General features: G+C 68.2%; 23 protein-coding genes and 1 pseudogene. 16 read left to right on the top strand and 8 right to left on the bottom strand.

Translation table 11 applies throughout. The features are described 5' to 3' along the window. Positions 1-3 precede the first annotated feature (3 nt). The gene (locus tag ACYJSS_RS29380) at positions 4-150 is read left to right on the top strand and encodes a DUF2474 domain-containing protein (protein WP_043244499.1); all 147 of its coding nucleotides are present in this window, start codon (positions 4-6) and stop codon (positions 148-150) included. Positions 151-490: 340 nt separating this feature from the next. On the opposite strand, the gene ACYJSS_RS29385 is transcribed toward ACYJSS_RS29380, so the two are convergent. Then, positions 491-1615 carry a methyltransferase gene (locus ACYJSS_RS29385; protein ID WP_236206502.1) on the bottom strand — a complete coding sequence of 375 codons (1125 nt, stop codon included), beginning with the start codon at positions 1613-1615 and terminating at the stop codon, positions 491-493. Positions 1616-1942: 327 nt separating this feature from the next. Here ACYJSS_RS29385 and ACYJSS_RS29390 point away from each other — a divergent pair, with 327 nt between their 5' ends. Both ACYJSS_RS29390 and ACYJSS_RS29395 read left to right on the top strand, forming a co-directional pair. Further along, positions 1943-2935, top strand: coding sequence for a TRAP transporter substrate-binding protein (locus ACYJSS_RS29390; RefSeq protein WP_111259684.1), 993 nt, complete (start codon positions 1943-1945; stop codon positions 2933-2935). Positions 2936-3019: 84 nt separating this feature from the next. After that, positions 3020-3796 carry a ferredoxin--NADP reductase gene (locus ACYJSS_RS29395; RefSeq protein WP_236206503.1) on the top strand — a complete coding sequence of 259 codons (777 nt, stop codon included), beginning with the start codon at positions 3020-3022 and terminating at the stop codon, positions 3794-3796. 677 nt (positions 3797-4473) lie between these two features. On the opposite strand, the gene ACYJSS_RS29400 is transcribed toward ACYJSS_RS29395, so the two are convergent. Then, positions 4474-4719, bottom strand: a complete 246-nt coding sequence (locus tag ACYJSS_RS29400) for a cbb3-type cytochrome c oxidase subunit 3 (RefSeq protein ID WP_111259686.1) — start codon at positions 4717-4719, stop codon at positions 4474-4476. Positions 4720-4729: 10 nt separating this feature from the next. Then, positions 4730-6154 (bottom strand): cytochrome-c oxidase, cbb3-type subunit I, encoded by a 1425-nt coding sequence (ccoN, locus tag ACYJSS_RS29405; RefSeq protein WP_236206504.1) that lies wholly within the window; start codon positions 6152-6154, stop codon positions 4730-4732. Positions 6155-6442: 288 nt separating this feature from the next. On the opposite strand from ccoN, the pseudogene ACYJSS_RS29410 reads away from it, so the two are divergent. The 3 genes and pseudogenes from ACYJSS_RS29410 (at position 6443) to ACYJSS_RS29420 (ending at position 10442) form a co-directional block, all read left to right on the top strand. Beyond that, positions 6443-8114: pseudogene (locus ACYJSS_RS29410) on the top strand (nitrite/sulfite reductase). Next, a complete protein-coding gene (locus ACYJSS_RS29415) occupies positions 8111-8593 on the top strand; it encodes a DUF934 domain-containing protein (RefSeq protein ID WP_111259689.1) in 483 nt (160 codons plus the stop codon). Before ACYJSS_RS29410 ends, ACYJSS_RS29415 begins: the two are co-directional and overlap by 4 nt. Before the next feature lie 286 nt (positions 8594-8879). Further along, positions 8880-10442 carry a TerC family protein gene (locus ACYJSS_RS29420; RefSeq protein ID WP_236206505.1) on the top strand — a complete coding sequence of 521 codons (1563 nt, stop codon included), beginning with the start codon at positions 8880-8882 and terminating at the stop codon, positions 10440-10442. A 213-nt stretch (positions 10443-10655) separates the two neighbouring features. On the opposite strand, the gene mscL is transcribed toward ACYJSS_RS29420, so the two are convergent. Both mscL and ACYJSS_RS29430 read right to left on the bottom strand, forming a co-directional pair. Then, positions 10656-11075: a large-conductance mechanosensitive channel protein MscL gene (mscL, locus tag ACYJSS_RS29425; protein ID WP_111259691.1), complete on the bottom strand. Its 420-nt coding sequence runs from the start codon at positions 11073-11075 to the stop codon at positions 10656-10658. Between the two features lie 63 nt (positions 11076-11138). After that, positions 11139-11426 carry a DUF1272 domain-containing protein gene (locus ACYJSS_RS29430; protein WP_111259692.1) on the bottom strand — a complete coding sequence of 96 codons (288 nt, stop codon included), beginning with the start codon at positions 11424-11426 and terminating at the stop codon, positions 11139-11141. 155 nt (positions 11427-11581) lie between these two features. Between ACYJSS_RS29430 and ACYJSS_RS29435 the strand changes: the two genes are divergently transcribed. From ACYJSS_RS29435 to radA, 3 genes are all read left to right on the top strand, one after another. Then, positions 11582-11821, top strand: coding sequence for a YdcH family protein (locus tag ACYJSS_RS29435; RefSeq protein WP_111259693.1), 240 nt, complete (start codon positions 11582-11584; stop codon positions 11819-11821). 103 nt (positions 11822-11924) lie between these two features. Continuing rightward, positions 11925-12206 carry a DUF465 domain-containing protein gene (locus ACYJSS_RS29440; RefSeq protein ID WP_111259694.1) on the top strand — a complete coding sequence of 94 codons (282 nt, stop codon included), beginning with the start codon at positions 11925-11927 and terminating at the stop codon, positions 12204-12206. 42 nt (positions 12207-12248) lie between these two features. Beyond that, positions 12249-13610 carry a DNA repair protein RadA gene (gene radA, locus ACYJSS_RS29445; protein WP_111259695.1) on the top strand — a complete coding sequence of 454 codons (1362 nt, stop codon included), beginning with the start codon at positions 12249-12251 and terminating at the stop codon, positions 13608-13610. A gap of 3 nt (positions 13611-13613) precedes the next feature. Here the strand turns inward: radA and ACYJSS_RS29450 are convergent, their stop codons facing one another. The 3 genes from ACYJSS_RS29450 to ACYJSS_RS29460 are packed head-to-tail and all read right to left on the bottom strand — an operon-like array spanning position 13614 to position 17369. Then, on the bottom strand, positions 13614-13952 hold the full coding sequence (locus ACYJSS_RS29450) for a PilZ domain-containing protein (RefSeq protein ID WP_459481174.1): 339 nt from the start codon (positions 13950-13952) through the stop codon (positions 13614-13616). A gap of 53 nt (positions 13953-14005) precedes the next feature. After that, entirely contained in the window at positions 14006-16177 is a 2172-nt protein-coding gene (locus tag ACYJSS_RS29455; protein ID WP_236206506.1) for a tetratricopeptide repeat protein, read from the bottom strand. Further along, a complete protein-coding gene (locus ACYJSS_RS29460) occupies positions 16164-17369 on the bottom strand; it encodes a DUF3142 domain-containing protein (protein ID WP_236206507.1) in 1206 nt (401 codons plus the stop codon). Before ACYJSS_RS29460 ends, ACYJSS_RS29455 begins: the two co-directional genes overlap by 14 nt. 220 nt (positions 17370-17589) lie before the next feature. Here ACYJSS_RS29460 and ACYJSS_RS29465 point away from each other — a divergent pair, with 220 nt between their 5' ends. The 7 genes from ACYJSS_RS29465 (at position 17590) to ACYJSS_RS29495 (ending at position 26015) form a co-directional block, all read left to right on the top strand. Continuing rightward, positions 17590-18096: a DUF3015 domain-containing protein gene (locus ACYJSS_RS29465; protein ID WP_111259699.1), complete on the top strand. Its 507-nt coding sequence runs from the start codon at positions 17590-17592 to the stop codon at positions 18094-18096. 407 nt (positions 18097-18503) lie between these two features. Beyond that, complete coding sequence (locus tag ACYJSS_RS29470) at positions 18504-20570, top strand: carbon starvation CstA family protein (protein ID WP_111259700.1); 2067 nt, start codon at positions 18504-18506, stop codon at positions 20568-20570. Between the two features lie 13 nt (positions 20571-20583). After that, complete coding sequence (locus ACYJSS_RS29475) at positions 20584-20787, top strand: YbdD/YjiX family protein (protein ID WP_021218787.1); 204 nt, start codon at positions 20584-20586, stop codon at positions 20785-20787. Positions 20788-21041: 254 nt separating this feature from the next. Continuing rightward, complete coding sequence (yjiA, locus tag ACYJSS_RS29480) at positions 21042-22013, top strand: GTPase (protein ID WP_236206508.1); 972 nt, start codon at positions 21042-21044, stop codon at positions 22011-22013. 89 nt (positions 22014-22102) lie between these two features. Beyond that, positions 22103-22618, top strand: coding sequence for a sigma-70 family RNA polymerase sigma factor (locus ACYJSS_RS29485; RefSeq protein WP_236206509.1), 516 nt, complete (start codon positions 22103-22105; stop codon positions 22616-22618). After that, positions 22615-23562, top strand: a complete 948-nt coding sequence (locus ACYJSS_RS29490) for a FecR domain-containing protein (protein ID WP_236206510.1) — start codon at positions 22615-22617, stop codon at positions 23560-23562. Before ACYJSS_RS29485 ends, ACYJSS_RS29490 begins: the two co-directional genes overlap by 4 nt. Before the next feature lie 65 nt (positions 23563-23627). After that, a complete protein-coding gene (locus ACYJSS_RS29495) occupies positions 23628-26015 on the top strand; it encodes a TonB-dependent receptor (RefSeq protein WP_236206511.1) in 2388 nt (795 codons plus the stop codon). Positions 26016-26122 lie beyond the last annotated feature (107 nt).

The following is a 26122-nucleotide window of genomic DNA, read 5'->3' on the forward strand; positions in this document are numbered from 1 at the left end:
ACCATGGCTGTGGACAACCCCGAGAAGAAACCCCTGTGGCAGCGCCTGGGCTGGCTGCTGGCGATCTGGACCGCCAGCGTACTGGCCCTGGGTGTGGTGTCCTACCTGCTGCGTCTGTTCATGAATGCGGCGGGGCTGAGCACGCCCTGAGCCGGGCCCGGGCTCGCTCCCGTAGGAGCGAGCTCTGCTCGCGATGCCTGTTGTGAAGGGCAAGGTGCCCGGCCCGGCTCCGAGGGTGGACCGGTGAAGCGGGTCCCCCGACCTACGGTTGAGCGACTCCCCGCAGCACCAGGGAGCGCAGGACGGTAGGGTGGATGTCGCTTTTTACATCCACCAGCGGTGCCCGGCCCGGCTCCGATGGTGGACCGATGAAGCGGGGTCCACCCTACGCAACGGTCGCCTCGTGCAGGGCGGGTGGAACCCGCGAATCCCTGAGACGGGGCTGTCGGGTTGCACCCGACCCCCGGCGGCGCCCGCTTGAATCGCGGCCCTATTTGGTGGCCTTGAGGATCACGAACTTGGGCGTGGCGGCGATCTGCTCGACGCCGCGGTACAGGCGCTTGAGCTTGGCGTGGTAGCCCAGGTGGCGGTTGCCGACTATCCACAGCTCGCCGCCGGTGACCAGCGCATCGCGCGCCTGCACGAACATGCGCCAGGCGAGGAAGTCGCCCACCACCTGCTGCTGGTGGAAGGGCGGGTTGCACAGCACCAGGTCCAGCGAGCCGGCCGGCTGCTCGGCGAGGCCGTCGCCGGGGCGGATCTCCACCGGTCGCTCGCCCAGGGCCGCGCGCCAGTTATCCACAGCCGATTGCACGGCCATGTACGACTCGTCCACCAGCGTCAGCTGCGCGTGCGGGTTGGCCAGGGCGTAGGCGATGCCGAGCACGCCATTGCCGCAACCCAGGTCGGCCACGCGGGTGGCGTCCAGGCGCCTGGGCAGGTGCGGGAGGAAGGCGCGGGTGCCGATGTCCAGGCCTTCGCGGCAGAACACGTTGGCGTGGTTGAGCAGTTCGAGGCGCGGTTCGTCGAGCTGGTAGCGGGTCGGGTAGGGCGAGCGGGCGGCCGCTCGGTCCGCTGCCGTGGCCACCAGCAGGCGGGCCTTCTTCACCGCCAGCGAGGCCTGCATCGGGCCGATGTACTTCTCCAGCAGGTCGCCAGCGGCGTGGGGCAGGTGCTTGACCATGCCGGCGGCCACCACCGTGGCGCCGGGCGCCAGGTGGCCCTGCAGGCGGATCAGTTGCTCTTCCATCAGCGCCAGGGTCTTGGGTACGCGGACCAGCACGCGGTCGAAGGTGCCGCCCATCGGTTCGCTGGCCGGCACGAAGCGCACCGCGTCGGCGGCCAGGCCGTTGCGCGCGAGGTTGCGGTGCAGGCCGAGCAAACCCAGGTGCGAATCACCGCTGCTGGTGACCTGGACATGCGGGGCCAGGCTGGCGGCCAGGGCGCCGAAGCTGTCGTTGAGCACCAGCACCCGGGTGGCGGCGTCGGGCGCCTGCTCGTGCAGGTGGCCGAGCAGGTACTCGTCGGCGGCGTCGAAGGCCTGCAGCGGGTCGTTCGGCTGGTCGGGAACGCGGACCAGGTCGAGCTGGCCGAAAGGTGTGAGCAGTGGGGGCATCGGGAACTCTGGACTCGGGTGAAGGCGAAGATTGTGCTGGAAGTGAGAGCTGGTTGGGATTAGCGGTGCTTGTTTATTGATCAGTTTTGCCTAAGAATCCGCGCCTCTGATTTCGGCCCGCCATCCCATGGCGATTCTCTGCGCCGGGACAGCTCCAATAATAACCAGGCATCTGGCATTTCTCTGCCCTGAACGACCTGGTACGCCGTAAAAAACGGTGCGTACCCGCTGGTTGGGAGCGGGCGTTCCACCGAAAAAAACCTTATTCCAGACGGAGCCGACGCGCATGGCGCGGGCTTCGCCGTTGCCATTTGCACAGGTGCATACATGTACAAGTCTCTGTTCGGGGCGCTGTTCGCTTCGCTCATGGTCCTTTCCAGCTCCGCGCTGGCCGAGGAGCCGATCCTCATCAAGTTCTCCCACGTCGTGGCCGAGGACACGCCCAAGGGCAAGGGCGCGCTGCTGTTCAAGAAGCTGGTGGAAGAACGCCTGCCGGGCAAGGTGAAGGTCGAGGTCTACCCGAACTCCAGCCTCTATGGCGATGCCGACGAGATCCAGGCGCTGCAGAGCGGCCAGGTGCAGATGCTGGCGCCCTCGCTGTCCAAGTTCGAGGCGTACACCAAGCAGTTGCAGGTGTTCGACCTGCCGTTCCTGTTCGATGACCTCGAAGCCGTCAAGCGCTTCCAGAAGCGCGACAAGAGCCGCGAGCTGCTGCGCTCGATGTCCAAGCAGGGCATCTATGGCCTGGGCTACTGGAACAACGGCATGAAGGAGCTGACCTCCAGCCGCGAACTGCGCAAGCCCGAGGACGCCAAGGGCCTGGCCTTCCGTATCCAGCCCTCCTCCGTGCTCGACGCGCAGTTCGGCCTGCTCGGCGCCAAGACCGTGAAGATGCCCTTCGCCGACGCCTTCAAGGCGCTCCAGGCGGGCACCATCCAGGGCACCGAAGGCCCCTGGTCGAACATCGCCAGCCAGAAGATCGACACCGTCCAGCCCTACGTCATCGAGACCAACCACGGTTCGCTGAACTACATGCTGATCACCAACCAGAAATTCTGGATCAGCATCCCGTACCAGACCCGCACCGAGCTGGAAGCGATCATCGAAGAGGTGACCTTCGCGGTGAACAAGGACGCCGAGGCGATGAACCAGAAGGACCGCGAGCGCGTCATCGCCGCCGGCAAGGCCAAGGTGATCACCCTCACCCCCGAGGAGCGTGACGCCTGGCGCCAGGCCCTGATGCCGCTGTGGAAGACCTACGAGGCGGAGATCGGTGCCGACGTGCTGCGCGCGGCCCAGACCGTCAACCGCAAGCACTGATCGGTCTATAGCCACAATGCGCGCGGGTGTTTCCCGCGCGCGCTTTGCGGGACACTGGCGGGGTTCCAGCGACAGGAGCCCGCAATGAGCGCCAGCGAAGAGAAGTTCACCCGCCAGACCCTGCTCGACGTCCAGACCCTGACGCCGAGCCTGTTCACCCTGCGCACCACCCGTGACCCCGGTTTCCGTTTCCGCGCCGGCCAGTTCGCCCGCCTGGGCGTGACCAGGGCCGATGGCAGCACCGTGTGGCGCGCCTACTCCATGGTGTCCGCGCCCCATGACGAGCACCTGGAGTTCTTCTCCATCGTGGTGCCCGGCGGCGAATTCACCAGCGAGCTGAGCCGCCTCGCCGTGGGCGACACCCTGCTGGTCGACAAGCAGGCCTTCGGCTTCCTCACCCTCGATCGCTTCAATGACGGCCGCGATCTCTGGCTGCTGGCCACCGGCACCGGTATCGCCCCTTTCCTGTCCATCCTCCAGGACCTGGAGGTGTGGCAGCGCTTCGAGCGCATCGTGCTGGTGTACAGCGCACGGCATGAGCGCGAACTGGCCTACCAGCCGTTGATCGGGGGCTTGAAGGGCCTGGAGCATCTGGAAGGCGTCGCCGACAAGCTCACCTACATCCCGGTGGTGACCCGCGAGCAGGTGCCCGGTGCGCTGAACGGGCGCATCACCACGCTGATCGAGAACGGCGAGCTGGAGCGCGCAGCCGGCCTGGCGCTGGCCCCCGAGCATTCGCGGGTGATGCTCTGCGGCAACCCGCAGATGATCGAAGACATCCGAGCGGTGCTGAAGGCCCGCGACATGAACCTGGCCCTCACCCGCCGACCCGGGCAGGTGGCGGTGGAGAATTACTGGTAGAAGACGTTGGCCCTGCGAGCGTCCGTAGGATGGGTAGAGCGAAGCGAAACCCATCGATGCGGGGTAGGACAGGGCTTCGTGCCGGGCTGTCAGCGTGGGGTTCGCACGGCTCTACCCATCCTGCGGCACAGGGCTTCGCACGGCTCGCGGAGCGCCGCCCGACCCATCCTACGACGCCGCATCAGCGAGCCCCGTAGGATGGCGTAGAGCGAAGCGAAACCCATCGATGCGAGGTAGGGCAGGGCTCCGTGCCGGGCTGTCAGCATGGGTTTCGCACGGCTCTACCCATCCTACGGCACGGGGTTTCGCACGGCTCGCGGAGCGCCGCCCGACCCATCCTACGACACCGCATCAGCGAGCCCCGTAGGATGGCGTAGAGCGAAGCGAAACCCATCGATGGGAGGTAGGGCAGGGCTCCGTGCCGGGCTGTCAGCATGGGTTTCGCACGGCTCTACCCATCCTGCGGCACGGGGCTTCGCACGGCTCGCGGAGCGTCGCCCGACCCATCCTACGACACCGCATCAGCGAGCCCCGTGGGATGGCGTAGAGCGAAGCGAAACCCATCGATGCGAGGTAGGGCATGGGATCGGTGCCGGGCTGTCAGCATGGGTTTCGCACGGCTCTACCCATCCTGCGGCACGGGGCTTCGCATGGTTCGCGGAGCGCCGCCTTACCCCTCACATCTCCACATCCCCACGATTCGCACAAGCGCCGTCGCAGCGCCCGGGGCAGCTGCAACCGGTGCTGCTGCGCCCGGTGGCGCGTTCCATGCGCCGGGCCACGGGTTCGTCGTCGGCGAAGGGCAGCATGGTGGCTTCGTCGATCTGCCGCTGGTCCTTGCCGCCCAGGCTGAGCTGGGTGGCGACGTAGAAGAACACCAGGGCGCCGAGGGACAGCAGCCCGTAGAAGCCATCCAGGTCCATGGCCGCCTCCTCAGGTGCGGGCCGCGATGGCGGCGGCTTCGCTGCGTGGCGCGCGGATGGTGACCCAGCTGTTCCAGGCCATCAGCAGCATGCCGGTGAGGAAGAAGGCGCCGCCGATGAAGCGCACCAGAAATCCCGGGTGGCTGGCTTCGAGGGCCTCGACGAAGGAGTAGGTGAGGGTGCCGTCGTCGTTGACCGCACGCCACATCAGGCCCTGGGTGATGCCGTTGACCCACATCGAGGCGATGTAGAGCACGGTGCCGATGGTGGCCAGCCAGAAGTGCGCGTTGATCAGCCGGGTGCTGTACATCCGCTCGCGGCCGAAGATCTTCGGGATCAGGTGGTAGAGCGAGCCGAAGGTGATCATCGCCACCCAGCCGAGGGCGCCGGCGTGCACGTGGCCGATGGTCCAGTCGGTGTAGTGGGAGAGGGCGTTGACCGTCTTGATCGCCATCATCGGGCCTTCGAAGGTGGACATGCCGTAGAAGGCCAGCGAGACGATGAGGAAGCGCAGGATCGGGTCGTCGCGCAGCTTATGCCAGGCGCCGGAGAGGGTCATCATGCCGTTGATCATGCCGCCCCAGCTCGGCGCCAGGAGGATGATCGACATCGCCATGCCCAGGCTCTGCGCCCAGTCCGGCAGCGCGGTGTAGTGCAGGTGGTGCGGGCCGGCCCAGATGTACAGGGTGATCAGCGCCCAGAAGTGGACGATGGACAGGCGGTAGGAGTAGACCGGGCGCCCGGCCTGCTTGGGAATGAAGTAGTACATCATCCCGAGGAAGCCGGTGGTGAGGAAGAAGCCCACGGCGTTGTGCCCGTACCACCACTGCACCATGGCATCGGTGGCGCCGCTGTAGAGCGGATAGGACTTGAACCAGCTGACCGGGATGGCCATGTGGTTGACCACGTGGAGCATGGCCGTGACCACGATGAAGGCGCCGAAGAACCAGTTGCCGACGTAGATGTGCCGGGTGCGGCGCTTCATCACGGTGCCGAAGAACACCACCGCGTAGGCGACCCAGACGATGCCCATCCACACGGCGCCGGTGAATTCCACCTCGGCGTATTCCTTGGTGGTGGTCAGCCCCTGGGGCAGGGTGACCAGCAGCATCACCACGAGGACCTGCCAGCCCCAGAAGGTGAAGGCGGCCAGGCCGTCGCCGAACAGTCGCGCCTGGCAGGTGCGCTGCACCGTGTAGTAGCTGGTGGCGAACAGCGCGCTGCCGCCGAAGGCGAAGATCACCAGGTTGGTGTGCAGGGGGCGCAGGCGGCCGAAGCTGGTCCAGGGCAGGTCGAGGTTGAGCTGCGGCCAGACCAGCTGGGCGGCGATGAACACGCCCAGCCCCATGCCGACCACGCCCCAGACCAGGGTCATGATCGTGAACTGACGAACCACCCGGTAGTTGTAGGTGGGCTCCTGTAGTGCGGTGTTCATGGCGGAACCTTTTCGATTGCGGAAGAAGGCGCCAGCACCGGGGCTGGCAGGCTCGCCACTCTAGAAAGCCGGGTCTGAACAAAACAGGCTCAGATCATTGAGGTTTTTAGAGATCAGATCCCAGGCGCGGGCATGCCAGGGAAACAGCGGCGACGTTGAGCGGGCGCGAAATCTGATCTGCTTTTCGCGTTCACATCTGCGGCTGTTTATGAGGGGCGTGGCCGCCCATAGTGGCACCTCGTTGTTCCGCTCCCGGTGCAGGGGCGGCGCCAGACCGAGGAGCCTTGCATGTATCGATACGACGACTATGACCACGCGCTGGTACGCGAGCGCGTGGCGCAGTTCCGCGACCAGGTGGCGCGGCGCATCAGCGACGAGCTGAGCGAGGAGGAGTTCCTGCCGCTGCGCCTGCAGAACGGGCTGTACATGCAGAAGCACGCCTACATGCTGCGCGTGGCCATCCCCTACGGCACCCTGTCGTCGCGGCAGCTGCGCACCCTGGCCGGCATCGCCCGCGACCATGACCGCTGCTACGGCCACTTCACCACGCGGCAGAACATCCAGTTCAACTGGATCGAGCTGGCCGAGGTGCCGGACATCCTCGAACGCCTGGCCGAGGTGGAGATGCACGCCATCCAGACCTCCGGCAACTGCGTGCGCAACATCACCACCGAGGCCTTCGCCGGGGTGGCCGCCGACGAGCTGCTGGACCCGCGCCCGCTGGCCGAGATCCTGCGCCAGTGGTCCACCATCAACCCCGAATTCCTGTTCCTGCCGCGCAAGTTCAAGATCGCCATCTCCGCGTCCGGCGAGGACCGCGCGGCCATCCAGATGCACGACATCGGCCTCTACCTGTACCGCGACGCGGCGGGCGAGATGTGCCTGCGGGTGCTGGTGGGCGGTGGCCTCGGGCGCACGCCGATCCTCGGCCTGCAGATCCGCGAGGGCCTGCCGTGGCAGCACCTGCTGTCCTACGTCGAGGCCATCCTGCGGGTGTACAACCGCCACGGCCGGCGCGACAACAAGTACAAGGCGCGGATCAAGATCCTGGTCAAGGCGCTGGGCATCGAGGCCTTCGCCCGCGAGGTGGAGGCCGAGTGGCAGCACCTGCGCGACGGCCCGGCCCAGCTGACCCTCGCGGAGTACCAGCGCGTGGCCGCCGCCTTCGACGCGCCGAGCTACGAGACGCTCGATGACATCGACCTGGCCTTCGGCAGCCAGCTGGCCGCCGATGCCGAGTTCGCCCGCTGGTGCTCGCGCAACCTGCAGCCGCACAAGGTGCCGGGGTACGTCGCCGTGGTGCTGTCCACCAAGCCCGGGATCGACGCGCCGCCGGGGGACGTCACCGCCGCGCAGATGGAGGCGGTGGCCGACTGGGCCGAGCGCTTCGGCTTCGGCGAGATCCGCATCGCCCACGAACAGAACCTGGTGCTGCCCGACGTGCGCAAGCGCGACCTGTACGCGCTCTGGAACGCCGCCCGCGATACCGGCCTGGCGACGCCGAACATCGGCCTGCTGACCGACATCATCGCCTGCCCCGGTGGCGACTACTGTGCATTGGCCAACGCCAAGTCGATCCCCGTCGCCCAGGCCATCCAGCAGCGTTTCGAGGACCTGGACTACCTCCACGACCTGGGCGAGCTGAGCCTGAACATCTCCGGCTGCATGAACGCCTGCGGCCATCACCACATCGGCAACATCGGCATCCTCGGCGTCGACAAGGGGGGGCAGCGAGTGGTACCAGATCACCCTCGGCGGCGCCCAGGGCATGGCGGCGGCGCTGGGCAAGGTGATCGGCCCGTCCTTCAGCGCCGCCGAGGTGCCGGAGGTGATCGAGCGCATCGTCGCCACCTACCTCGACTACCGCGAGCTGGAGGAGCGCTTCGTCGACACCGTCGGGCGCATTGGCATCGAGCCCTTCAAGGAGCGGGTCTATGCCCGCGCACAGGTGCCGGCATGAACAACCTCATCCGCCTGCTGGAGGGAGAACCGCAGCTGGTGCCGGACGACCCCTGGACCCTGGTGCGCGAGGTGGGCGAAGGCCTGCCGGACGGTCCGTTGATCCTGCCGCTGGCCCTGTGGCGCGAGCGTGATGGCCGCGACGGCCTGCTGCTGCAACCGGATGACGAGGTGGAGACGCTGGGGCCGCTGCTGGATACCGATGTGCCGCTCCTCGCCGTGGATTTCCCCAGCTTCCGCGACGGCCGTGGCTATAGCCAGGCCTATCTGCTGCGCAGCCGGCTCGGCTGGCACGGCGAGCTGCGCGCGGTGGGCGATGTGCTGCGCGACCAGCTCGCGCACATGCGCCAGTGCGGCTTCGATGCCTTCGCCGTGCGCGCGGACAAGTCCGTGGTCGACGCGCTCAAGGGGCTGGCCGGGGTCAGCGTGCTCTACGGGCGTTCGGTGATCGAGCCGAGGCCCTTGTTCCGCCGGCGCTAAGCGACTTCGTACACGATTGGTAAAAATTCCCGGATTAAACGGCGTGCATTCATGTCCTAGGATGCACGTCCGTTTTTTCGATCCGGGACCCAATGGACAGCGACAGTAGCAAACCACCCCCCAGCAGCGTGGGCGTGGCCCCTTCCTCACCCGGCGCCGCCGAGCGCCCGATCCGAGCGTGGCACTCCGCCGCGCGATCTTCCCGCATGCCGATCCGCCTGCAGCGCTTCCATGGCGCCGATGCAGCCTTCGCGCCTGCCCGTCTTTCGCCCAGGAGTGCCTGAACATGGAATGGATAGCCGACCCCACCGCCTGGCTGGGACTGCTGACACTGATCGTGCTGGAGATCGTCCTCGGCATCGACAACCTGGTGTTCATCGCCATCCTCGCCGACAAGCTGCCCCCCGAGCAGCGTGACCGCGCCCGCCTGATCGGCCTGTCGCTGGCGCTGATCATGCGCCTGGGCCTGCTGGCCAGCATCTCCTGGCTGGTGACCCTGACCGAGCCGCTGTTCGAGGTGTTCGGCCAGGCCTTCTCCGGGCGTGACCTGATCATGCTGTTCGGCGGTGTGTTCCTGTTGTTCAAGGCCACCATGGAGCTGCACGAGCGCATCGAGGGGCGGGTCCACCACCAGGGCGGCAGCCGCACCTATGCGATGTTCTGGCCGGTGGTCGCGCAGATCGTGGTGCTCGACGCGGTGTTCTCCCTCGACGCGGTGATCACCGCCGTCGGCATGGTCGAGCACCTGGAAGTGATGATGATCGCCGTGGTGATCTCCATCGGCCTGATGATCGTCGCCAGCAAGCCGCTGACCGCCTTCGTCAACGCCCACCCCACGGTGATCATGCTGTGCCTGGGCTTTTTGATGATGATCGGCTTCAGCCTCACCGCCGAAGGCCTGGGCTTCCACATTCCCAAGGGCTACCTGTACGCGGCCATCGGCTTCTCGATCCTCATCGAGCTGGCCAACCAGACGGTGCGCTGGCGCCGCAAGCGCCAGCTGCAGGGCAGCCGTGGCCTGCGTGAGCGTACCGCCCACGCGGTGCTGCGCCTGCTCGGCGGGCGCGGCGTGGATGCCGGCGAGGTGGGCGACGACATCGCCGACATGCTCAGGGACGGCGAAGGCGATACCGCGGTGTTCGACCGCCGCGAGCGGGTGATGATCAGTGGCGTGCTGCACCTGGCCGAGCGTTCGATCCGCACCGTGATGACCGACCGCGCGCGGGTCAACCGCATCGACCTGGACGATTCCCGTGAGCAGGTCCACCAGGCCCTGCTGCAGGCGCCGCACTCGCGCCTGGTGGTGATCCGTGGCGGTGCGGTGGACGAGCCCCTGGGCTACCTGCACAAGAAGGAGTTGTTCAAGGAACTGCTGCGCGGCGAGGAGCCGGACCTGGAGTCGTTGCTGCGCTCACCGGTCAACCTGCCGGAAAGCGTCTCGGTGCTGGGCGCCCTGGAGCAGATGCGCGAGGCCTCGACCCACATCGCCTTCGTGGTCAACGAGTTCGGCGGCTTCGAAGGCCTGGTGACCATGACCGATATCCTGGAGTCCATCGCCGGCCAGTTGCCCGACGCCAGCGAGAGCGAGGGTCTGGACATCGAGCCCAGTGGCGAGGGCTACAAGGTCAGCGGTGCGGTGAACCTGGCGGTGCTGCGCGAGCGCGTGGGCTTCCGCGCCCGCCCCACGGACGATTACCAGACCCTGGCGGGCCTGGCCATGAGCCTGCTGGACCGCCTGCCGATGGTCGGCGACCGCCTCGAGGTCGAAGGTTGGGAGCTGCGGGTGACCGAGGTGCGCGAGCGCCGGGTCAACCGCCTGCTGCTGAGGCCGGTCGAGGAGACGGGCTGAGCCTGAAAACGAAAACGGCGCCGCGAGGCGCCGTTTTCATATGAGCTTCGCGGGTTTCACCCGCCCTACGAGGTGCGTTCCCCCGGTGGTAGCCCGTGCTTCAGCGCGGGGAACGGAGTGGCCGGAGGTCCCGGGCTGAAGCCCGGGCTACGGGGGCATGAAACGGAAACGGCGCCATCGGGCGCCGTTTTCATGTTTGCGAAGACAATCCGGTCAGGGCTGCCTGTCCTGCTGCTGCGACTTGAGCAGGTCGCGGATCTCGGTCAGCAGCACTTCCTCCGGCGTCGGTGCCGGCGGGACGGAAGGGGCCACGGCCTCTTCGCGCTTGAGTTTGTTGATGGCCTTCACGCCCATGAAGATGGCGAAGGCGACGATGATGAAATCCAGCACCGTCTGGATGAACTTGCCGTAGCTCAGCACCACTGCCGGCACGTCGCCCTGGGCGGCCTTGAGGGTGATGGCCAGGTCGGTGAAGTCGACCCCGCCGATCAGCAGGCCGATCGGCGGCATGATCACGTCACCGACGAAGGACGAGACGATCTTGCCGAAGGCCGCACCGACGATGATGCCCACCGCCATGTCGACCACATTGCCCTTCACTGCGAAGGCTTTGAATTCGTTCAGTAGGCTCATGTACCGCTCCCCGGGTTCTGGTTATGGGCTGAAAGTGTAACCGAGTGTTCTGACCGCGCCATCTCAGCGATGTTGCGGTTCCACATGGCGGTAGAGGCGGCAGAAGTCAGCGTGGACGCTCGTGTCGACTGGCTTTTCCACCTTCACGCCGGTGGCCGGGTAGCGGGCCAGCAGGACCTTCGGGCGCACCGGGCGCGGGTAGAAGCCGCCGCCGCAGTTGGGGCAGACGTTTTCCAGGCGCTGTGCGCAGGTGGCGCAGAAGGTGCACTCGAACGAGCAGATGCGCGCATCGGTGCTCGACGGGGGCAGGGGACGGGAACAGGCTTCGCAGCTAGGGCGCAGCTCCAGCATCGGGGTTCTCCTCGGTCAGGCGCACAATCCTAGAACTTCCCGCGTGCGGCGCACAGCCACGAGTGTTCACTGAACACGCCATCGGGCCGCCCGGCACCAACAAAGGCCCCGCTTGGTCTAGCCTCAAGGAAGTTTCCGGAGAGAGGAGCCCGACCATGCCGCTCGAACATCACCCCCTCAATCGCGAGTTCCCCGAATATCGCGACACGATGCAGGAGATGCTGCAACACAACGTGCATTTTTCCCGCCTGGCGCAGGAGTACCAGCGTCTCGATGCACGCATCTATGAAGTGGAGGACGGCAAGCACGCCCTCGACGACCTCGCCCTGCACAGCCTGAAGATGCAGCGGGTGGCGCTGAAGGACGAGATCGCCCAGCTGCTCAAGAACCACTAGGAAACCGTTCCCGGTAGCCGGCGAGGCGGCTTGATCGGCGTCAACGCGGGGGAGGCCGGCGCTGGGTAGTCTGGCGCCCATTTCCCCTTCCGGAGCCGTCGCCATGACCGTCTACGACACCCTTCCCAGCACCGCCCCCGAGCGTGACCGCAAGGCCCTGTACGAGGCGCGCCGCGCCGAGGAGCGCATCGCCCGCCTGCGCGAGCAGTACGAGCTTTTGGAGAAGCGCATCGGCCGCATCGAGCAGGGCAGCGAGCCGCTGGACGGCTCCAGCCTCCAGGCCCTGCGCATGCGCCGCGACGGCCTGCTGCAGAACCTGCAGGCACTCAAGGCGCCGGAGCGCAAGGAAGGCTGCTGCGGCTGCGGGCGCGCCTGCGGGGGTTGATCCGCTATCATGCGGGCTTCGTTTTTCTGACGGAGTCCGCTGATGGCCAAGGCCAAGCGCATGTACGGCTGCACCGAGTGCGGCTCGACCTTCCCCAAATGGGCCGGCCAATGCGGTGACTGCGGGGCCTGGAACACCCTGGTTGAAACCGTCATCGACGGCGCCGCGCCCCCCAGCGGGCGCGCCGGCTGGGCCGGCGGCCAGGCGCAGATCAAGACCCTGGCCGAGGTCAGCGTCGAGGAGATGCCACGCTTTTCCACCGCTTCCGCCGAGCTGGATCGCGTGCTCGGCGGCGGCCTGGTCGACGGCTCGGTGGTGCTGATCGGCGGCGACCCGGGCATCGGCAAGTCCACCATCCTCCTGCAGACCCTGTGCAACATCGCCGCGCGCTTCCCCGCGCTCTACGTCACCGGTGAGGAATCCCAGCAGCAGGTCGCCATGCGCGCCCGCCGCCTCGGGCTGCCCGAGGACAAGCTCAAGGTGATGACCGAGACCTGCATCGAAAGCATCATCGCCACCGCTCGGGTCGAGAAGCCCAAGGTGATGGTGATCGACTCCATCCAGACCATCTTCACCGAGCAGCTGCAGTCCGCCCCCGGCGGCGTGGCCCAGGTGCGCGAGAGCGCGGCGTTGCTGGTGCGCTACGCCAAGCAGAGCGGCACGGCGATCTTCCTGGTCGGCCACGTGACCAAGGAAGGCGCCCTGGCGGGGCCGCGCGTGCTGGAGCACATGGTCGACACGGTGCTGTATTTCGAGGGCGAGTCCGATGGCCGCCTGCGCCTGCTGCGGGCGGTGAAGAACCGTTTCGGCGCGGTCAACGAGCTGGGCGTGTTCGGCATGACCGACAAGGGCCTCAAGGAGGTTTCCAACCCCTCGGCGATCTTCCTCACCCGCGCCCAGGAAGCGGTGCCCGGCAGCGTGGTCATGGCCACCTGGGAAGGCTCGCGGCCGATGCTGGTGGAGGTGCAGGCCCTGGTGGACACCAGCCACCTGGCCAACCCGCGTCGCGTGACCCTGGGCCTGGACCAGAACCGCCTGGCGATGCTGCTGGCGGTATTGCACCGCCACGGCGGCATCCCCACCCATGACCAGGACGTGTTCCTCAACGTGGTGGGCGGGGTCAAGGTGCTGGAGACGGCCTCCGACCTGGCGTTGATCGCGGCGATCATGTCGAGCCTGCGCAACCGCCCGCTGGAGCATGACCTGCTGGTGTTCGGCGAAGTGGGGCTGTCGGGCGAGGTGCGTCCCGTGCCCAGCGGCCAGGAGCGCCTGAAGGAGGCGGGCAAGCACGGCTTCAAGCGGGCCATCGTGCCCAAGGGCAACGCCCCCAAGGAGGCGCCGCCCGGGTTGCGGGTGATCGCGGTGACACGCCTGGAGCAGGCGCTGGACGCGTTGTTCGAGTAGCGGCTACTTCTCCACCAGGGCGGCGAGGTCGCGCTCCAGCAGGCGGCGCAGGTGGGCGATGGAGTCCAGGTCGATGTGCTGGCAGACGAAGCCCAGTTGGTCCTTCTGGACGCGGGTCAGCACGACTTCCATGCGCACCTGGGTGTCGCCGCTGAGGCGGACGGTGGCGAGGAACGGCTGGTCCGGATCGCCGTTCCAGTTGCTCGGGCGTTCCACCAGCAGGCCCTTCAGGGAGATGTCCTGCAGCTCGACGTTCCAGCGACGCTCGTCCTGGGCGATCTCGGTGGCGGCATCGAACGCGATGCGGTGGAAGCGTCGGCGCTCGTTGTCTGTGTCACTCATGGCATGGCTCCTGCTCAATTCACACAACTATAGACAAGGCTCGGGGCTGCCGCTCATCGGGAACGGCGGCGCCACAGCCAGGCTCCGGCAGCACCCAGCAACAGCGCGGCGCCGGCGACGAGGCCGTACCTGATGGAGTAGAACCCGTCGCGCACGGCCTGTTCACGTTCTTCCCACAGGCGGCCGTGGGCGCTCTCGAAGTCCGGCTCCTCGCAGTTCATGCCGAAGTTGCCCGCCCACTCCACGAAGGGGCCGTGCTCGACGTAGCGCCGGTAGATGGCCTGGGCGCGGGGAAGGTCGGTGTATTGGATCCAGCCGCTGCCCTTGCACAGCACGGCGGCGAAGGCCTGGCTGGTATGGGGCAGGTCGTCGGCGGCGCGCTCGGTGAGGTCGGCGGCGACCCAGCGGTAGTGATAGCGCGAGTTGGGCTGCGCCATATGGGCGTTCTGTCGCTGCACCTCGCCCTCGGACAACAGACCCTCCGCCTTCAGCGTGCCGACCTGGGTGAGGGCGAAGTAGCCGCCCAGCGCATGGAAGTCCGGTGACATCTCGTAGCCCAGCAGCTCCATGCCCTTCCAGCGGGCCAGGCGCGCGGCGGCGTAGTAGGCCTCGGCGCGGCCGATGCCGGTCCAGCGGCCCTGCGCCTGCTCGCGGGCCTGGCCGTATTCACGGGCAGCGGCGCGCAGTTCGTCGCTCTCGAAGTAGGCCGGGGCTTCGTCGTAGCGGCCTTCGCGCAGCAGGCGACGGCCCAGCAGCTCGCGCAGGGAGGCGGCTACCGGGCGCGGGCGGTAGGCGTCGCGGTCTTCCTGGGTCTGTGCCGGCGGCGCGTCCACCTTGGCGTCCACATAGCCCTTGAGTTCGTCGAGGGTGAGCACCCGCTCGGCCACGGCGGCGGCATCCATCCAGTAGATCTCGCCGCTGCGGTAGAGGTTGTCGAAAGCCTCCAGGTAGTCGCCGCGCTGCAGCGCGAGGATGGCGCTCTCGCCCTCCACCCGGCAGCGCGGCCTGACGGTTTCCCACTCCCAGTTCTCGGTGCGCCGGGCACCCCATTGCTCGTCCTCGGGGAAGGCCCTGGCGGCGCGGGCATAGGCTTCGGTGGCGCGCGGGGTGTCGCCGGCGCGCAGGGCCAGCTTGGCCCTCAGCCACCAGGCGAGGCCGCTGTCGCCGGCCTTCGCCAGGAAGCGCTCGGCGTTGTCGTAGCGGCCGAAGCGGTAGGCGAGTGCGGCGAGGCGATCGGCGTTGGGCAGCTCGGCGGCGTCGAGGTCCATCAGCAGTTCGGCCAGGTGCTGCTCGCCGCTGGGCTGGTCGTCGTAGAACCAGCCGATGCGGGTGAGCAAGCGCACCGTCAGCAGTTGTTGCACCTCGGGCACCGCCAGCAGCGGCACCAGTTGCTCGTCGGGCATGCGCGCCAGCTCCCCGCTCAGTTGGCGCAGGGAGCTGTAGCCGGTGTTGGCGTGCAGCGCGGCCTGGTTGGAATAGAGGCGGATGGCCTCGCCCCAGTCGCCGGCTTCCCTGGCCAGCAGGGCTTCTTCGCCCAGGCTGGCGGCGGCCAGCTCCAGCGGGTCGTCGAAGCCCTCGATGGCCAGTTTGCGGGTGAGGCGGAAGGCCTCCCTGGCGGCTTCGGCATTGGCGTGCAGGCGCTGGGTGATTTCCTCGTCGCTGAGCACTTCGTCGCTGGCAGGCAGGGCGCGGCTGCTGGCGGCCAGGGTGCGGCCCATGGAGTAGGCGGCCCAGGTGCTGCGGGTGCGACGCTCGGCTTCCGGCAGCGCGAGGACGCGGCGGAAGTAGTCGACGGCCAGCGCAGGGTCGCCCTGGAAGGCTACGGCGCCGGCGGTGTAGAGGCGGATTTCGGCGGGCAGGTCCTGGCCCTCCGCTTCGGCCCGCTGGGCGTCATCGAGGCCGCGCAGGGTTTGCACGCGCTGCCACATCGCTTCGCCCAGTTCGCTTTTCTCGCGCTCGTCACGCTGCTGCAGGTAGGCGCCGTTGTCCTCTTCCCAGCGTGGCACCAGGCTGACCTCGGTGACCGGCTTGAGCCCGGGGATGGGCGGGGCCAGGCGGGTGATCTCGAAGGCGAAGTTGCCCTCGGGCAGCTCGGCCAGGCTGTTGGCGCGGTCGTCCAGCAGGCGCATGGAGAAGTCCGGGCCGCAGGCCAGGGCGCTGCCCAGCGGCAGGGCGAGGGCGATGGCCAGGGCAAGACGGGCGGGACGACGCTCAGGGGCGTACATGGATTCCTCCTTGATCGAGTTCGGAGCAGCGGGCCCAGCCCAGCGCACGGCGCTGGCCGGCGGCGAGGTCGGCGGCGGCCTGGCGCTCCAGCACCAGGCCCGTGTCGCTGCGTTGCATGCGGTAGCCGGGCAGGGCGTCGAAGGCCTGGCAGTCGCGGGCGGCGATCTCCAGGCGTTGCGGCAGCGTCGCGGGGGCATTGCCGCTATTGGTGAGGCTGAGTTCGCGCAAGTCATCGCCCCGTGGGCGTTCCACCTGGACGGCCAGTGCCGCCGCCAGCGGCTCGCCCCGGGCCACGGCGCGCAAGGTCGCCAGGGGCCAGGCGCGGCGGTCGCCCGGCAGGGGCAGGCGGAACCAGATGAGCCCGGCGAGGTGGGCGGGGCGCTCATCCCGCAGGCGATGGACCAGGGCGGCGACCTGCTGCGGATCGGCGCTGAGTTCGCGGCGCTCGCCGGCCAGGCTCAGCGGCGCTTCGCTTTCCACCCGGGTGCCGCTGGCACTGCTGATGAGGCCGGCACCGTAGGCGGGCAAGGCGAGCAGGAAGGGGCGCTCGCTGCGTTCGGCCCAGCGCTGTGCCCAGGCGAACGCCTTGTCGGCATCGAACAGCCCCTGCTCGGGAGCGCTGACGCCGTGGACCTGCAGCACGCTGCCGTCCACCTGGGCCAGCAGTGCGTCAAGCTCCGGGCTGGACAGCCAGGCGGGCAGGGCGGTGATGCCCAGGCGCAGGCCCGGTGGCAGGGCCTGGCGCAGCTCGGCGAGGAAGCGGGTGTAGCCGGGCAGGCGCGCGCTGGCGCAGTCGTGGTCGATCTCCAGCGCCTGGGGGGTGAGGCCGGCGGCCTGCCAGTGGGCCAGCAGCGCGGTGATTTCCTCCCGTGCCCGTTGCGCGTCCAATTGTGGCAGTTGGCCGTCGAGGCGGACCACGGCCACCAGTGGCCGGCCATCGGCGCGCAGCAGCGGGGCGTCGACGCGGATGCGCGACCAGCCGGCACCGGGGTGGGCCTGCAGGGCGAGCACGCGCAGGGTGGAGAAGTCGTTGCGGCTGCGGGCCAGGGCGTCGGAATGGGCGGGCAGCCATTGGCGCTGCCAGATGTAGAGCTGCTGATCGAGAGGCGGGGACACCGCTTCGCGGCAACCGGTGGCCAGGGCGAGGAGACAGAAAAGGGCCGCGATCCTGCGGCGGGGGAGGCCGTACATGGTCGTCATCAGGGAGGGACTGGGCGCCGGGGCTCGTTCGCGGCGGATTAGACTCCCAATCCCGATGCCCGGCAAGGGGCGCGCGTCAACCCGTTCACATCCGTGCAAGCGGCGTCGCCATTGGGCGGTGCGTCGGTCCGTTGCGGTTTGACAGTTCGCCAAGTGTCGCCAAAGCTGCTTAGGCGATTTAACCCCTTTGTTGATTTCTGGAGTGCAGCTAATGGACAACCGACTGCTGGTCAAAGGCTTGATTGTGGGACTTCTGAGCGTGGGTAGCGTGGCGGCGCATGCCGATGCTGCCGGTGGCAACGGATGTGGCTGGGGCAACATGCTCTTCGACGGCCAGCGAGGCTTCGCCCCGCACTTCCTGGCAACCACCACCAACGGCACCTCGGGTAACGCCACCTTCGGCATGACCTCCGGCACCAACGGCTGCGACGTGAACGCCAAGATCGGCTATGGCGGCCGCTCGATGCTGGCCATGAACGGCATGCTCGACAACATCGCCGAGGACATGGCCCAGGGCCAGGGCGAGGCGCTGGACGCCTACGCGACCCTGCTGGGGGTCGAACAATCCGACCGCGCGCACTTCGCCAAGGTCGCCCAGGAGAACTTCTCCACCATCTTCTCCGCCCCGGACGTGACCGGTGAGCAGGTACTGGCCAACACCCTGGAAGTGATGAGCCGTGACCAGCAGCTGGCGCGCTACGCCAAGCAGCCGGCCTGATCGGCAGCGGTAACGAGGAAGCCGGGCGATGCCCGGCTTTTTCATGCCCGGTGATCAGGCGGCCTGGCCGCAATGTCGGCGTGCACCCGACCTACCCATGCAGCGGACCCAGGCTCGCAGGTGGACCTGTCTGGGCACCGGGTGGGCCGGGCGGCGCTCCGTTTCAGCCCACCGCTCTCCCCGTCCTCCACACCGCCTGGTGGAGGCAGAAAAGCGACCTCCACCCTACACAGCGGTCATGCCCGTGCACGGGGGCTGGCAGGGCACACTCCATGCCCCGGATAGACAGCGTCCGACCACCCCGACGACAGCGGCCGAAGGCTCTAGACCAAGGTCTGACTTCAGTTTCGCCGGGGAGCGGCTAAGCTTGTGCGGCAGCTTGTCTGTCTATCCATTCGGAGTTCCCTATGAACAATAACAATAGCGTCACGCGCCACCTGCCCTGGGCAGTGCTGGCGGTGGTCGGCGCATGTGCCTTGGGTGTGGTTGCGCTACGCCGCGGCGAGGCGATCAACGCCTTGTGGATCGTGGTCGCGGCCGTTGCCCTCTACCTGGTCGCCTACCGCTACTACAGCCTGTTCATCGCCACCAGGGTGATGCAGCTGGACCCGACCCGCGCGACCCCCGCGCTGCTCAACAACGACGGCCTGGACTACGTCCCGACCAACAAGCACATCCTCTTCGGCCACCACTTCGCCGCCATCGCCGGCGCCGGCCCGCTGGTGGGGCCAGTGCTCGCGGCGCAGATGGGCTACCTGCCCGGCACGCTGTGGCTGATCGCCGGCGTGGTGCTGGCCGGGGCGGTGCAGGACTTCATGGTCCTGTTCATCTCCACCCGCCGCAACGGCCGCTCCCTGGGCGAACTGGTGCGCGAGGAGATGGGCCAGATCCCCGGCACCATCGCGCTGTTCGGCGCCTTCCTGATCATGATCATCATCCTCGCGGTGCTCTCGCTGATCGTGGTCAAGGCCCTGGCCGAGAGCCCCTGGGGCATGTTCACCGTGATGGCGACCATTCCCATCGCGATGTTCATGGGCATCTACATGCGCTACATCCGCCCGGGCCGCATCGGCGAAATCTCGCTGGTGGGCGTGGTGCTGCTGCTGTTGTCGATCTGGCTGGGTGGCCAGGTCGCCGCCGATCCGGTCTGGGGGCCGGCCTTCACCTTCACCGGCGTGCAGATCACCTGGATGCTGATCGGCTACGGGTTCGTCGCCGCCGTGCTGCCCGTGTGGCTGGTGCTGGCGCCGCGCGACTACCTGTCGACCTTCCTCAAGATCGGCACCATCATCGCCCTGGCCATCGGCATCCTGGTGACCATGCCCGAGCTGAAGATGCCGGCGCTGACCCAGTTCGTCGACGGCACCGGCCCCGTGTGGAAAGGCGGCCTGTTCCCCTTCCTGTTCATCACCATCGCCTGTGGCGCCGTCTCCGGCTTCCACGCGCTGATCAGCTCCGGCACCACGCCCAAGCTGCTGGCCAACGAGTCCCACGCCCGCTACATCGGCTACGGCGGCATGCTGATGGAATCCTTCGTCGCCATCATGGCCATGGTCGCCGCCTCGGTGATCGAGCCGGGCGTGTACTTCGCCATGAACAGCCCGCCGGCCGTGGTCGGCACCGACGTCGCCGCCGTGGCGGCCACCGTCAGCAGCTGGGGCTTCACCATCACCCCGGAAGTGCTGGAGGCCACCGCCCGTGACATCGGCGAGCACACCATCCTGGCCCGTGCCGGTGGTGCGCCGACCCTGGCCGTGGGCATCGCGCAGATCCTCCACCAGGTGCTGCCGGGCGAGAACACCATGGCGTTCTGGTACCACTTCGCGATCCTCTTCGAGGCGCTGTTCATCCTCACGGCGGTGGACGCCGGCACCCGTGCCGGGCGCTTCATGCTGCAGGACCTGCTGGGCAACTTCGTGCCGGCGCTGAAACGCACCGAGTCCTGGACCGCCAACGTCATCGCCACCGCCGGTTGCGTGGCCATGTGGGGCTGGCTGCTGTACCAGGGCGTGATCGACCCGCTGGGCGGCATCAACACCCTGTGGCCGCTGTTCGGCATCTCCAACCAGATGCTCGCCGGCATCGCCCTGATGCTCGGCTGCGTGGTGCTGATCAAGATGAAGCGCCAGCGCTACGTCTGGGTCACCCTGGTGCCGGCCACCTGGCTGCTGATCTGCACCACCACCGCGGGCCTGATCAAGCTGCTCGACCCGAATCCGGCGGTGGGCTTCCTGGCCCTGGCCAAGAAGTACAGCGACGCCGCCGACGCCGGCCAGATCCTGGCCCCGGCCAAGGACATGGCGCAGATGCAGCACGTGATCTTCAACGCCTATACCAACTCGACCCTGACCGTGCTCTTCCTCTTCGTGGTGCTCAGCATCCTGTTCTACGCCATCAAGGTGGGACGCGCGGCCTGGGCCAAGCCCGAGCGCACCGACAAGGAATCGCCCTTCCAGCCGATCCCGGATGCCTGAGGAGTGAACGCGCATGTTCAATGACCTGAGCCGCATGGGTAAGTACCTGGGGCAGGCCGCGCGCATGCTGGTCGGCATGCCCGACTACGACAACTACGTCGAGCACATGCGTGGCAAGCACCCGGACAAGCCGGTGATGAGCTACGAGGAGTTCTTCCGCGAGCGCCAGGAGGCGCGTTACGGAGGCGGGAAGGGGCGACCCATCCGCTGCTGTTGAAACCTGACCCGCCAGGCTGCTGCGCTTGGCATCTTGGAAGCGGGCAGTGCTCGGACAGCGGGCTTGCCCGCTGAACGAACTTCAGTTCGGCCTGAAGGGCGAGCGCACGCGAGTAATCCTCATGTACTGGAGTACATTGCGGTTCCTGCGTGCTGGTCGCCACCAGGCTGCTGCGCTCGCGACGCCTGGCGAGACAGGTTGACAGTTACCCACGCGCCACGACTCGTCGTGGCGCGTGTCTTTTGGAGATCACGATGTACCCGACCCCCATCCCCGTCACCGTGCTCAGCGGCTTTCTCGGCGCCGGCAAGACCACGCTGCTCAAGCACATCCTCAAGGCCGAGCACGGCCTGAAGATCGCGGTGATCGAAAACGAATTCAGCGAGACGCCCATCGACGGCCAACTGCTCGGCAGCGAGCCGGTGCAGGTGATGACCCTGGCCAACGGCTGCGTCTGCTGCTCCATCCACGTCGAGCTGGAAAAGGCCCTGTTCCTGTTGCTGGAACGCCTGGACGCCGGCGAGCTGGCCTTCGACCGCCTGGTGATCGAGTGCACCGGCCTGGCCGACCCGGCGCCCGTGGCGCAGACCTTCTTCGCCGACGAGGAGCTCTGCGAGCGCTACGTGCTGGACGGCATCATCACCCTGGTGGACGCCGCCAACGCCGAGCGCCACCTGGCCGAGACCATCGCCCAGGCCCAGGTCGGGTTCGCCGATCGCATCCTGGTGAGCAAGCGCGACCTGGTGGACGACGCCCACTTCGAGGCCCTCAGCCAGCGGCTGTCGCGGATCAACCGCCGCGCGCCGATCCGTGTGGTCGACCACGGCCGCATCGACCTGGCCGAGCTGCTCGACGTGCGCGGCTTCAACCTCAATGCCGACATCGGCCCGGCCCTGAGCCTGCGTCCGCTGACCCCGGCCGGCTCCACCGACCGCATCGCCACCCTGGTGCTCAAGAGCGACAGGGCGCTGGACCTCGACAAGCTCAGCACCTTCATGGAAGGCCTGCTGGAAGAGCACGGCAACGCCCTGCTGCGCTACAAGGGCGTGCTGGATATCGCCGGCGAGGACCGGCGCATGGTGTTCCAGGGCGTGCTGCGCCTTTACGGCTTCGACTGGGACAAGGAGTGGGCGGAGGGCGAGGCACGCGAGAGCGTGATCGTGTTCATCGGCGACAACCTGCCGGAAGCGCGCATCCGCGCCGGCTTCGCCGAGGTTGAGGCCTGAGGGAGCGCCGCGCTCGGCAGTTGGAATGTCAATGAAAAGTAAATAGAATCACTCGCATTTGATTCCATTTACCTTCCGGCGTGCCACCCATGAACGATGCAGCCGCGGCACCCGAACCCACCCTCAACACCCTCTATCGCGAACACCGCAGCTGGCTGGAAGGCTGGTTGCGGCGCCGCCTGGGCAACGCCTGGGATGCCGCCGACCTGACCCAGGACACCTTCGTCCGCGTCCTCGCCGCCCACCAGGACAAGCCGCTGCCGCGCCTGCAGGAGCCCCGCGCCTACCTGCTCACCGTTGGCAAGCGCCTGCTGATCAACCACCACCAGCGCCGCAGCCTGGAGCGCGCCTACCTGGACGCCCTGGCCAGCCTGCCGGAGGCGCAAGCGCCCTCGCCCGAGCAGCGCTGGCTGCTGCTGGAGACCCTGCAAGCGCTGGACGAGTTGCTCGACGGCCTGCCGCTGGCAGTGCGCCGCGCCTTCCTCTGGGCGCAGCTCGAAGGCCTCGACTACGCCAGCATCGCCCGGCGCCTGGAGGTGTCCGAACGCACGGTGAAGCGCTACATGGCCAAGGCCTACGAACACTGCCTGCTGGTGGACCTGTGAGCGGCCAGCCATCGCCCCTGGCGCGCCAGGTCGCGCGGGAAGCAGCGCACTGGCTGACGCTGCTGGAATCCGGCGGTGCCCGCGAGGCCGACCATGCCGAGCTGCAACGCTGGCGGGCCCGCAGCAGTGACCACGAGCAGGCCTGGCAGAAGGCCCAGGCGTTGCGCCAGCGCTTCGCCCAGCTTCCCGGCGCCCTGGCCCTGGCCAGCCTCGACCGGCCGGACCTCGCGCGACGCAAGAGTCTCAAGCGCCTGCTCGCCTTCGGCGCCCTGGCTCCTGCCGGCTGGCTCGCCTGGCGGCAGATGCCCATCGCCCACTGGAGCGCCGACCTGCGCACCGCCACCGGCGAGCGTCGTTCGCTGGACCTGCCCGACGGCACGCGGCTGCAGCTCAATACCGCCAGTGCGGTGAACCTCGACTTCGATGGAGGCCGCCGCCGGCTCGCCCTGGTCGAAGGCGAGATCGCCGTGGACGGCGCGGGCGGCCTGCGGGTGCAGACCCGTGACGGTCGCCTGCTGGCCTCCGGGGCGCGCTTCTGCGTGCGCCAGTTCGACCAGGGTTGCCTGGTCTCGGTGGCGCGCGGCGTGGTGCGCCTGGAGCCCGCCCAGGGCGGCCCGGTCACCCTGCAGGCGGGCCAGCGCGCCGGCATGAGCGCATCGGGCGTGGGCCGGGTAGAGGCGTTCGATACGCGCCAGCCCGACTGGCAGCAGGGGGTGCTGATCGTCGAGAACCGCGCCCTGGGCGCCGTGCTGCGCGAGCTGGATCGCTACCGACCCGGCGTGCTGCGCTGGGACCCGGTGCTGGAGAGGCTCGCCGTGACCGGCACCTTCCGCCTGGAAGACACCGACAAGGCCCTGGCGTTGCTGGCCGCCAGCCTGCCCATCGAGGTGCACTACCGTACCCGCTACTGGGTGTCGCTGGTGCCGCGGCCCTCCGTTGGCTGAAGGCTGTCCCTTTTTTCCGGCTCGCCTGTCATCACAGGCAACAGAACGAAAAAAGAGAGCCTCCGATGTCCTCGTCCCCCTCCTTCCGTCCTTTCGCGATGCCCCTGCTCCTGGCCCTGGGCTGCGCCGGCCTTGCCGCGCCCAGCTGGGCCGATGACGGCACGCGTCGCAGCTACGAGATCCCCGCCGGCAGCCTCGGCGCGGCGCTGACCCGTTTCGCCGGCGAGGCCGGCGTCAGCCTGTCCGTCGACCCGGCGCTGGTCTCAGGGCGCAGCAGCGCCGGGCTGAACGGCGACTTCGGCGTGGAAGAGGGCTTCGCCCGCCTGCTCCAGGGCTCCGGGCTGATGCTGCAGCCGGCCGGAGAAGGCAGCTACACCCTGCTGCCGATGCCCGAGGAGGGGAGCCGCGTGCAGCAGCTGCAACCGATCGCCATCACCGGGCAGGGCAGTGGCGCCGCCGCCGATCACTACGCCGGCGGCCAGGTTTCCCGGCGTGGCGGGCTGGGCATGCTGGGCGAGCGCGACTTCATGGAGACGCCCTTCAACCTCACCTCCTACACCAGCGAAGCGGTGAAGAACCAGCAGGCCCGTACCCTCGCCGACGTGGTCGCCAGCGACCCCTCGGTGCGTACTACCAACCCGTCGGCAGGGCGCTTCGAGCAGTTTTCCATCCGTGGCTACAGCCTCTACAACAGCGATGTCGCCTACGGTGGCCTCTACGGCGTACTGCCGACCTACTCCAACGACATGGAGATGGCCGAGCGCGTCGACATCCTCAAGGGCCCGGGTGCCCTGCTCGGCGGCCTCGCACCCAACGGCAGCGTCGGTGGCAGCGTCAACATCGAGCCCAAGCGCGCGGGCGACGAGCCGACCACCGAGTTCACCGCCATGCACGCCTCTTCCGGCCAGTTGGGTGGGCACGTGGACATCGGCCGGCGCTTCGGCGACGACCAGCGCTTCGGCCTGCGCTTCAACGGCGTCAAGCAATCCGGCGACACCGAGTGGGACCACCAGAGCCTGGAGCGTGATTCCGCCGTGCTCGGGCTGGACCTGCGCGCCGAGCGCGTGCGCCTGTCCCTCGATCTCGGACGACAGGAGCGCGACGTCGACGGGCCCATGGAGCGGGTCGGCCTCAACGCCGGGGTCAAGGTGCCGGACGCCGAGGACATCCACCACAACTTCGCCCAGCCCTGGACCTACTCCCGGGCCAAGGACACCTTCGGCGCCCTGCGCGGCGAGTACGACCTGAGCGAGTCGCTGATGGTCTATGCCGCCGCCGGCGCGCGCCGGGGCGACTACGACTTCCTCCGCCACGCGGTGCAACTGACCAACGACGCCGGGCGCTTCGTGGTCAGCCCGCGCGCCTTCCAGCGCGAGGAGGAGGTACGCACCGCCACGGTCGGCCTGCGCAACTGGTTCTCCACGGGTTCGGTGGGGCACACCCTCAACCTCAGCCTCAACCGCTTCGACATGACCTTCGACAACAGCGGTGCGCGCTACGCCAACGGTGTGAGCAACCTGTTCGACCCGGCGACCCTGCCGGAGCCGGTCACGCCCACGGCCGCCGACAACCCGACCCACACCCGGAGCGTGCTCTCCAGCCTGGCGCTGGCCGACACTCTGAGCTTCGCCGGTGACAGCGTGCTGCTGACCCTTGGGGCGCGCCTGCAGCGGGTGGAGGTGGACAGCTCCGAGCCGGGCGAGCCCGACCAGCGCTATGACGAGCGCGCCACCTCGCCGGCCCTGGGCGTGGTCTGGCGCACCACCGAGGCGCTGTCGCTGTACGCCAACTACATGGAAGGCCTGACCCAGGGCCAGACCGCCCCGGAGACGGCCAGCAACGCCGGCCAGGTGTTCGCGCCCTACCGCAGCAAGCAGGTGGAAGCCGGCATCAAGTACGACATGGGCAACCTGACCAGCACCCTCAGCGTCTTCCGCATCGAGAAGCCCGCCTACTACACCGAGAACGGCTACCTGCGCCCCGACGGCGAGCAGCGCAACCAGGGCCTGGAGCTGAACCTGTTCGGCGAGCCGCTGGGAGGCGTGCGCATCCTCGGCGGCGCCATGCTGCTGGACGCCGAGCTGACCCGCACCGCCAATGGCAGCAACGATGGCAACCGCGCCATCGGCGCGCCGGTCCTCAACGCCAACCTCGGCGTCGAATGGGACCTGCCCCAGGTGCAGGGGCTGACCCTGACCGCGCGGGCCATCCACACCGGCGCCCAGTACCTGGACCCGGCCAACACCCAGAAGGCCGACGCCTGGCAGCGCTACGACCTGGGCGCGCGCTACGCCTTCAGCGTCGGCGAGACGGACGTGACCCTGCGCGCCAGCGTGGAGAACGTCATGGACAAGGCCTACTGGGCCTCCGCCAACGTCCCCGACGGCACCGCCACCGGCCTCACCCTCTCCACCCCACGCACCTGGCTGGTGTCGGCGACCCTGGGGTTCTGATGGCCGCCTTCCCGGGCTGAAGCCCGGGCTACGGCCGGTATTCTTAGAGCGTAGGGTGGGCTTCAGCCCACCATCGGAGCTGCCGGCAACCCCCTGGTGGATGGAAA

The sequence above is a fragment of the Pseudomonas sp. No.21 genome (assembly GCF_054558415.1).

Bases quoted from the DNA above. Each gene is read 5' to 3' on its own strand.
- ACYJSS_RS29390 (WP_111259684.1), top strand. From the start codon at position 1,943: ATGTACAAGTCTCTGTTCGGGGCGCTGTTCGCTTCGCTCATGGTCCTT.
- ACYJSS_RS29420 (WP_236206505.1), top strand. From the start codon at position 8,880: ATGGAATGGATAGCCGACCCCACCGCCTGGCTGGGACTGCTGACACTG.
- ACYJSS_RS29435 (WP_111259693.1), top strand. From the start codon at position 11,582: ATGCCGCTCGAACATCACCCCCTCAATCGCGAGTTCCCCGAATATCGC.
- ACYJSS_RS29455 (WP_236206506.1), bottom strand. From the start codon at position 16,177: ATGTACGCCCCTGAGCGTCGTCCCGCCCGTCTTGCCCTGGCCATCGCC.
- ACYJSS_RS29395 (WP_236206503.1), top strand. From the start codon at position 3,020: ATGAGCGCCAGCGAAGAGAAGTTCACCCGCCAGACCCTGCTCGACGTC.
- ACYJSS_RS29380 (WP_043244499.1), top strand. From the start codon at position 4: ATGGCTGTGGACAACCCCGAGAAGAAACCCCTGTGGCAGCGCCTGGGC.
- ACYJSS_RS29400 (WP_111259686.1), bottom strand. From the start codon at position 4,719: ATGGACCTGGATGGCTTCTACGGGCTGCTGTCCCTCGGCGCCCTGGTG.
- ACYJSS_RS29485 (WP_236206509.1), top strand. From the start codon at position 22,103: ATGAACGATGCAGCCGCGGCACCCGAACCCACCCTCAACACCCTCTAT.
- ACYJSS_RS29495 (WP_236206511.1), top strand. From the start codon at position 23,628: ATGTCCTCGTCCCCCTCCTTCCGTCCTTTCGCGATGCCCCTGCTCCTG.
- ACYJSS_RS29430 (WP_111259692.1), bottom strand. From the start codon at position 11,426: ATGCTGGAGCTGCGCCCTAGCTGCGAAGCCTGTTCCCGTCCCCTGCCC.
- ACYJSS_RS29460 (WP_236206507.1), bottom strand. From the start codon at position 17,369: ATGTACGGCCTCCCCCGCCGCAGGATCGCGGCCCTTTTCTGTCTCCTC.
- ACYJSS_RS29465 (WP_111259699.1), top strand. From the start codon at position 17,590: ATGGACAACCGACTGCTGGTCAAAGGCTTGATTGTGGGACTTCTGAGC.
- ACYJSS_RS29450 (WP_459481174.1), bottom strand. From the start codon at position 13,952: ATGAGTGACACAGACAACGAGCGCCGACGCTTCCACCGCATCGCGTTC.
- ACYJSS_RS29440 (WP_111259694.1), top strand. From the start codon at position 11,925: ATGACCGTCTACGACACCCTTCCCAGCACCGCCCCCGAGCGTGACCGC.
- radA (WP_111259695.1), top strand. From the start codon at position 12,249: ATGGCCAAGGCCAAGCGCATGTACGGCTGCACCGAGTGCGGCTCGACC.
- ACYJSS_RS29415 (WP_111259689.1), top strand. From the start codon at position 8,111: ATGAACAACCTCATCCGCCTGCTGGAGGGAGAACCGCAGCTGGTGCCG.
- ACYJSS_RS29385 (WP_236206502.1), bottom strand. From the start codon at position 1,615: ATGCCCCCACTGCTCACACCTTTCGGCCAGCTCGACCTGGTCCGCGTT.
- ccoN (WP_236206504.1), bottom strand. From the start codon at position 6,154: ATGAACACCGCACTACAGGAGCCCACCTACAACTACCGGGTGGTTCGT.
- mscL (WP_111259691.1), bottom strand. From the start codon at position 11,075: ATGAGCCTACTGAACGAATTCAAAGCCTTCGCAGTGAAGGGCAATGTG.
- ACYJSS_RS29470 (WP_111259700.1), top strand. From the start codon at position 18,504: ATGAACAATAACAATAGCGTCACGCGCCACCTGCCCTGGGCAGTGCTG.
- yjiA (WP_236206508.1), top strand. From the start codon at position 21,042: ATGTACCCGACCCCCATCCCCGTCACCGTGCTCAGCGGCTTTCTCGGC.
- ACYJSS_RS29475 (WP_021218787.1), top strand. From the start codon at position 20,584: ATGTTCAATGACCTGAGCCGCATGGGTAAGTACCTGGGGCAGGCCGCG.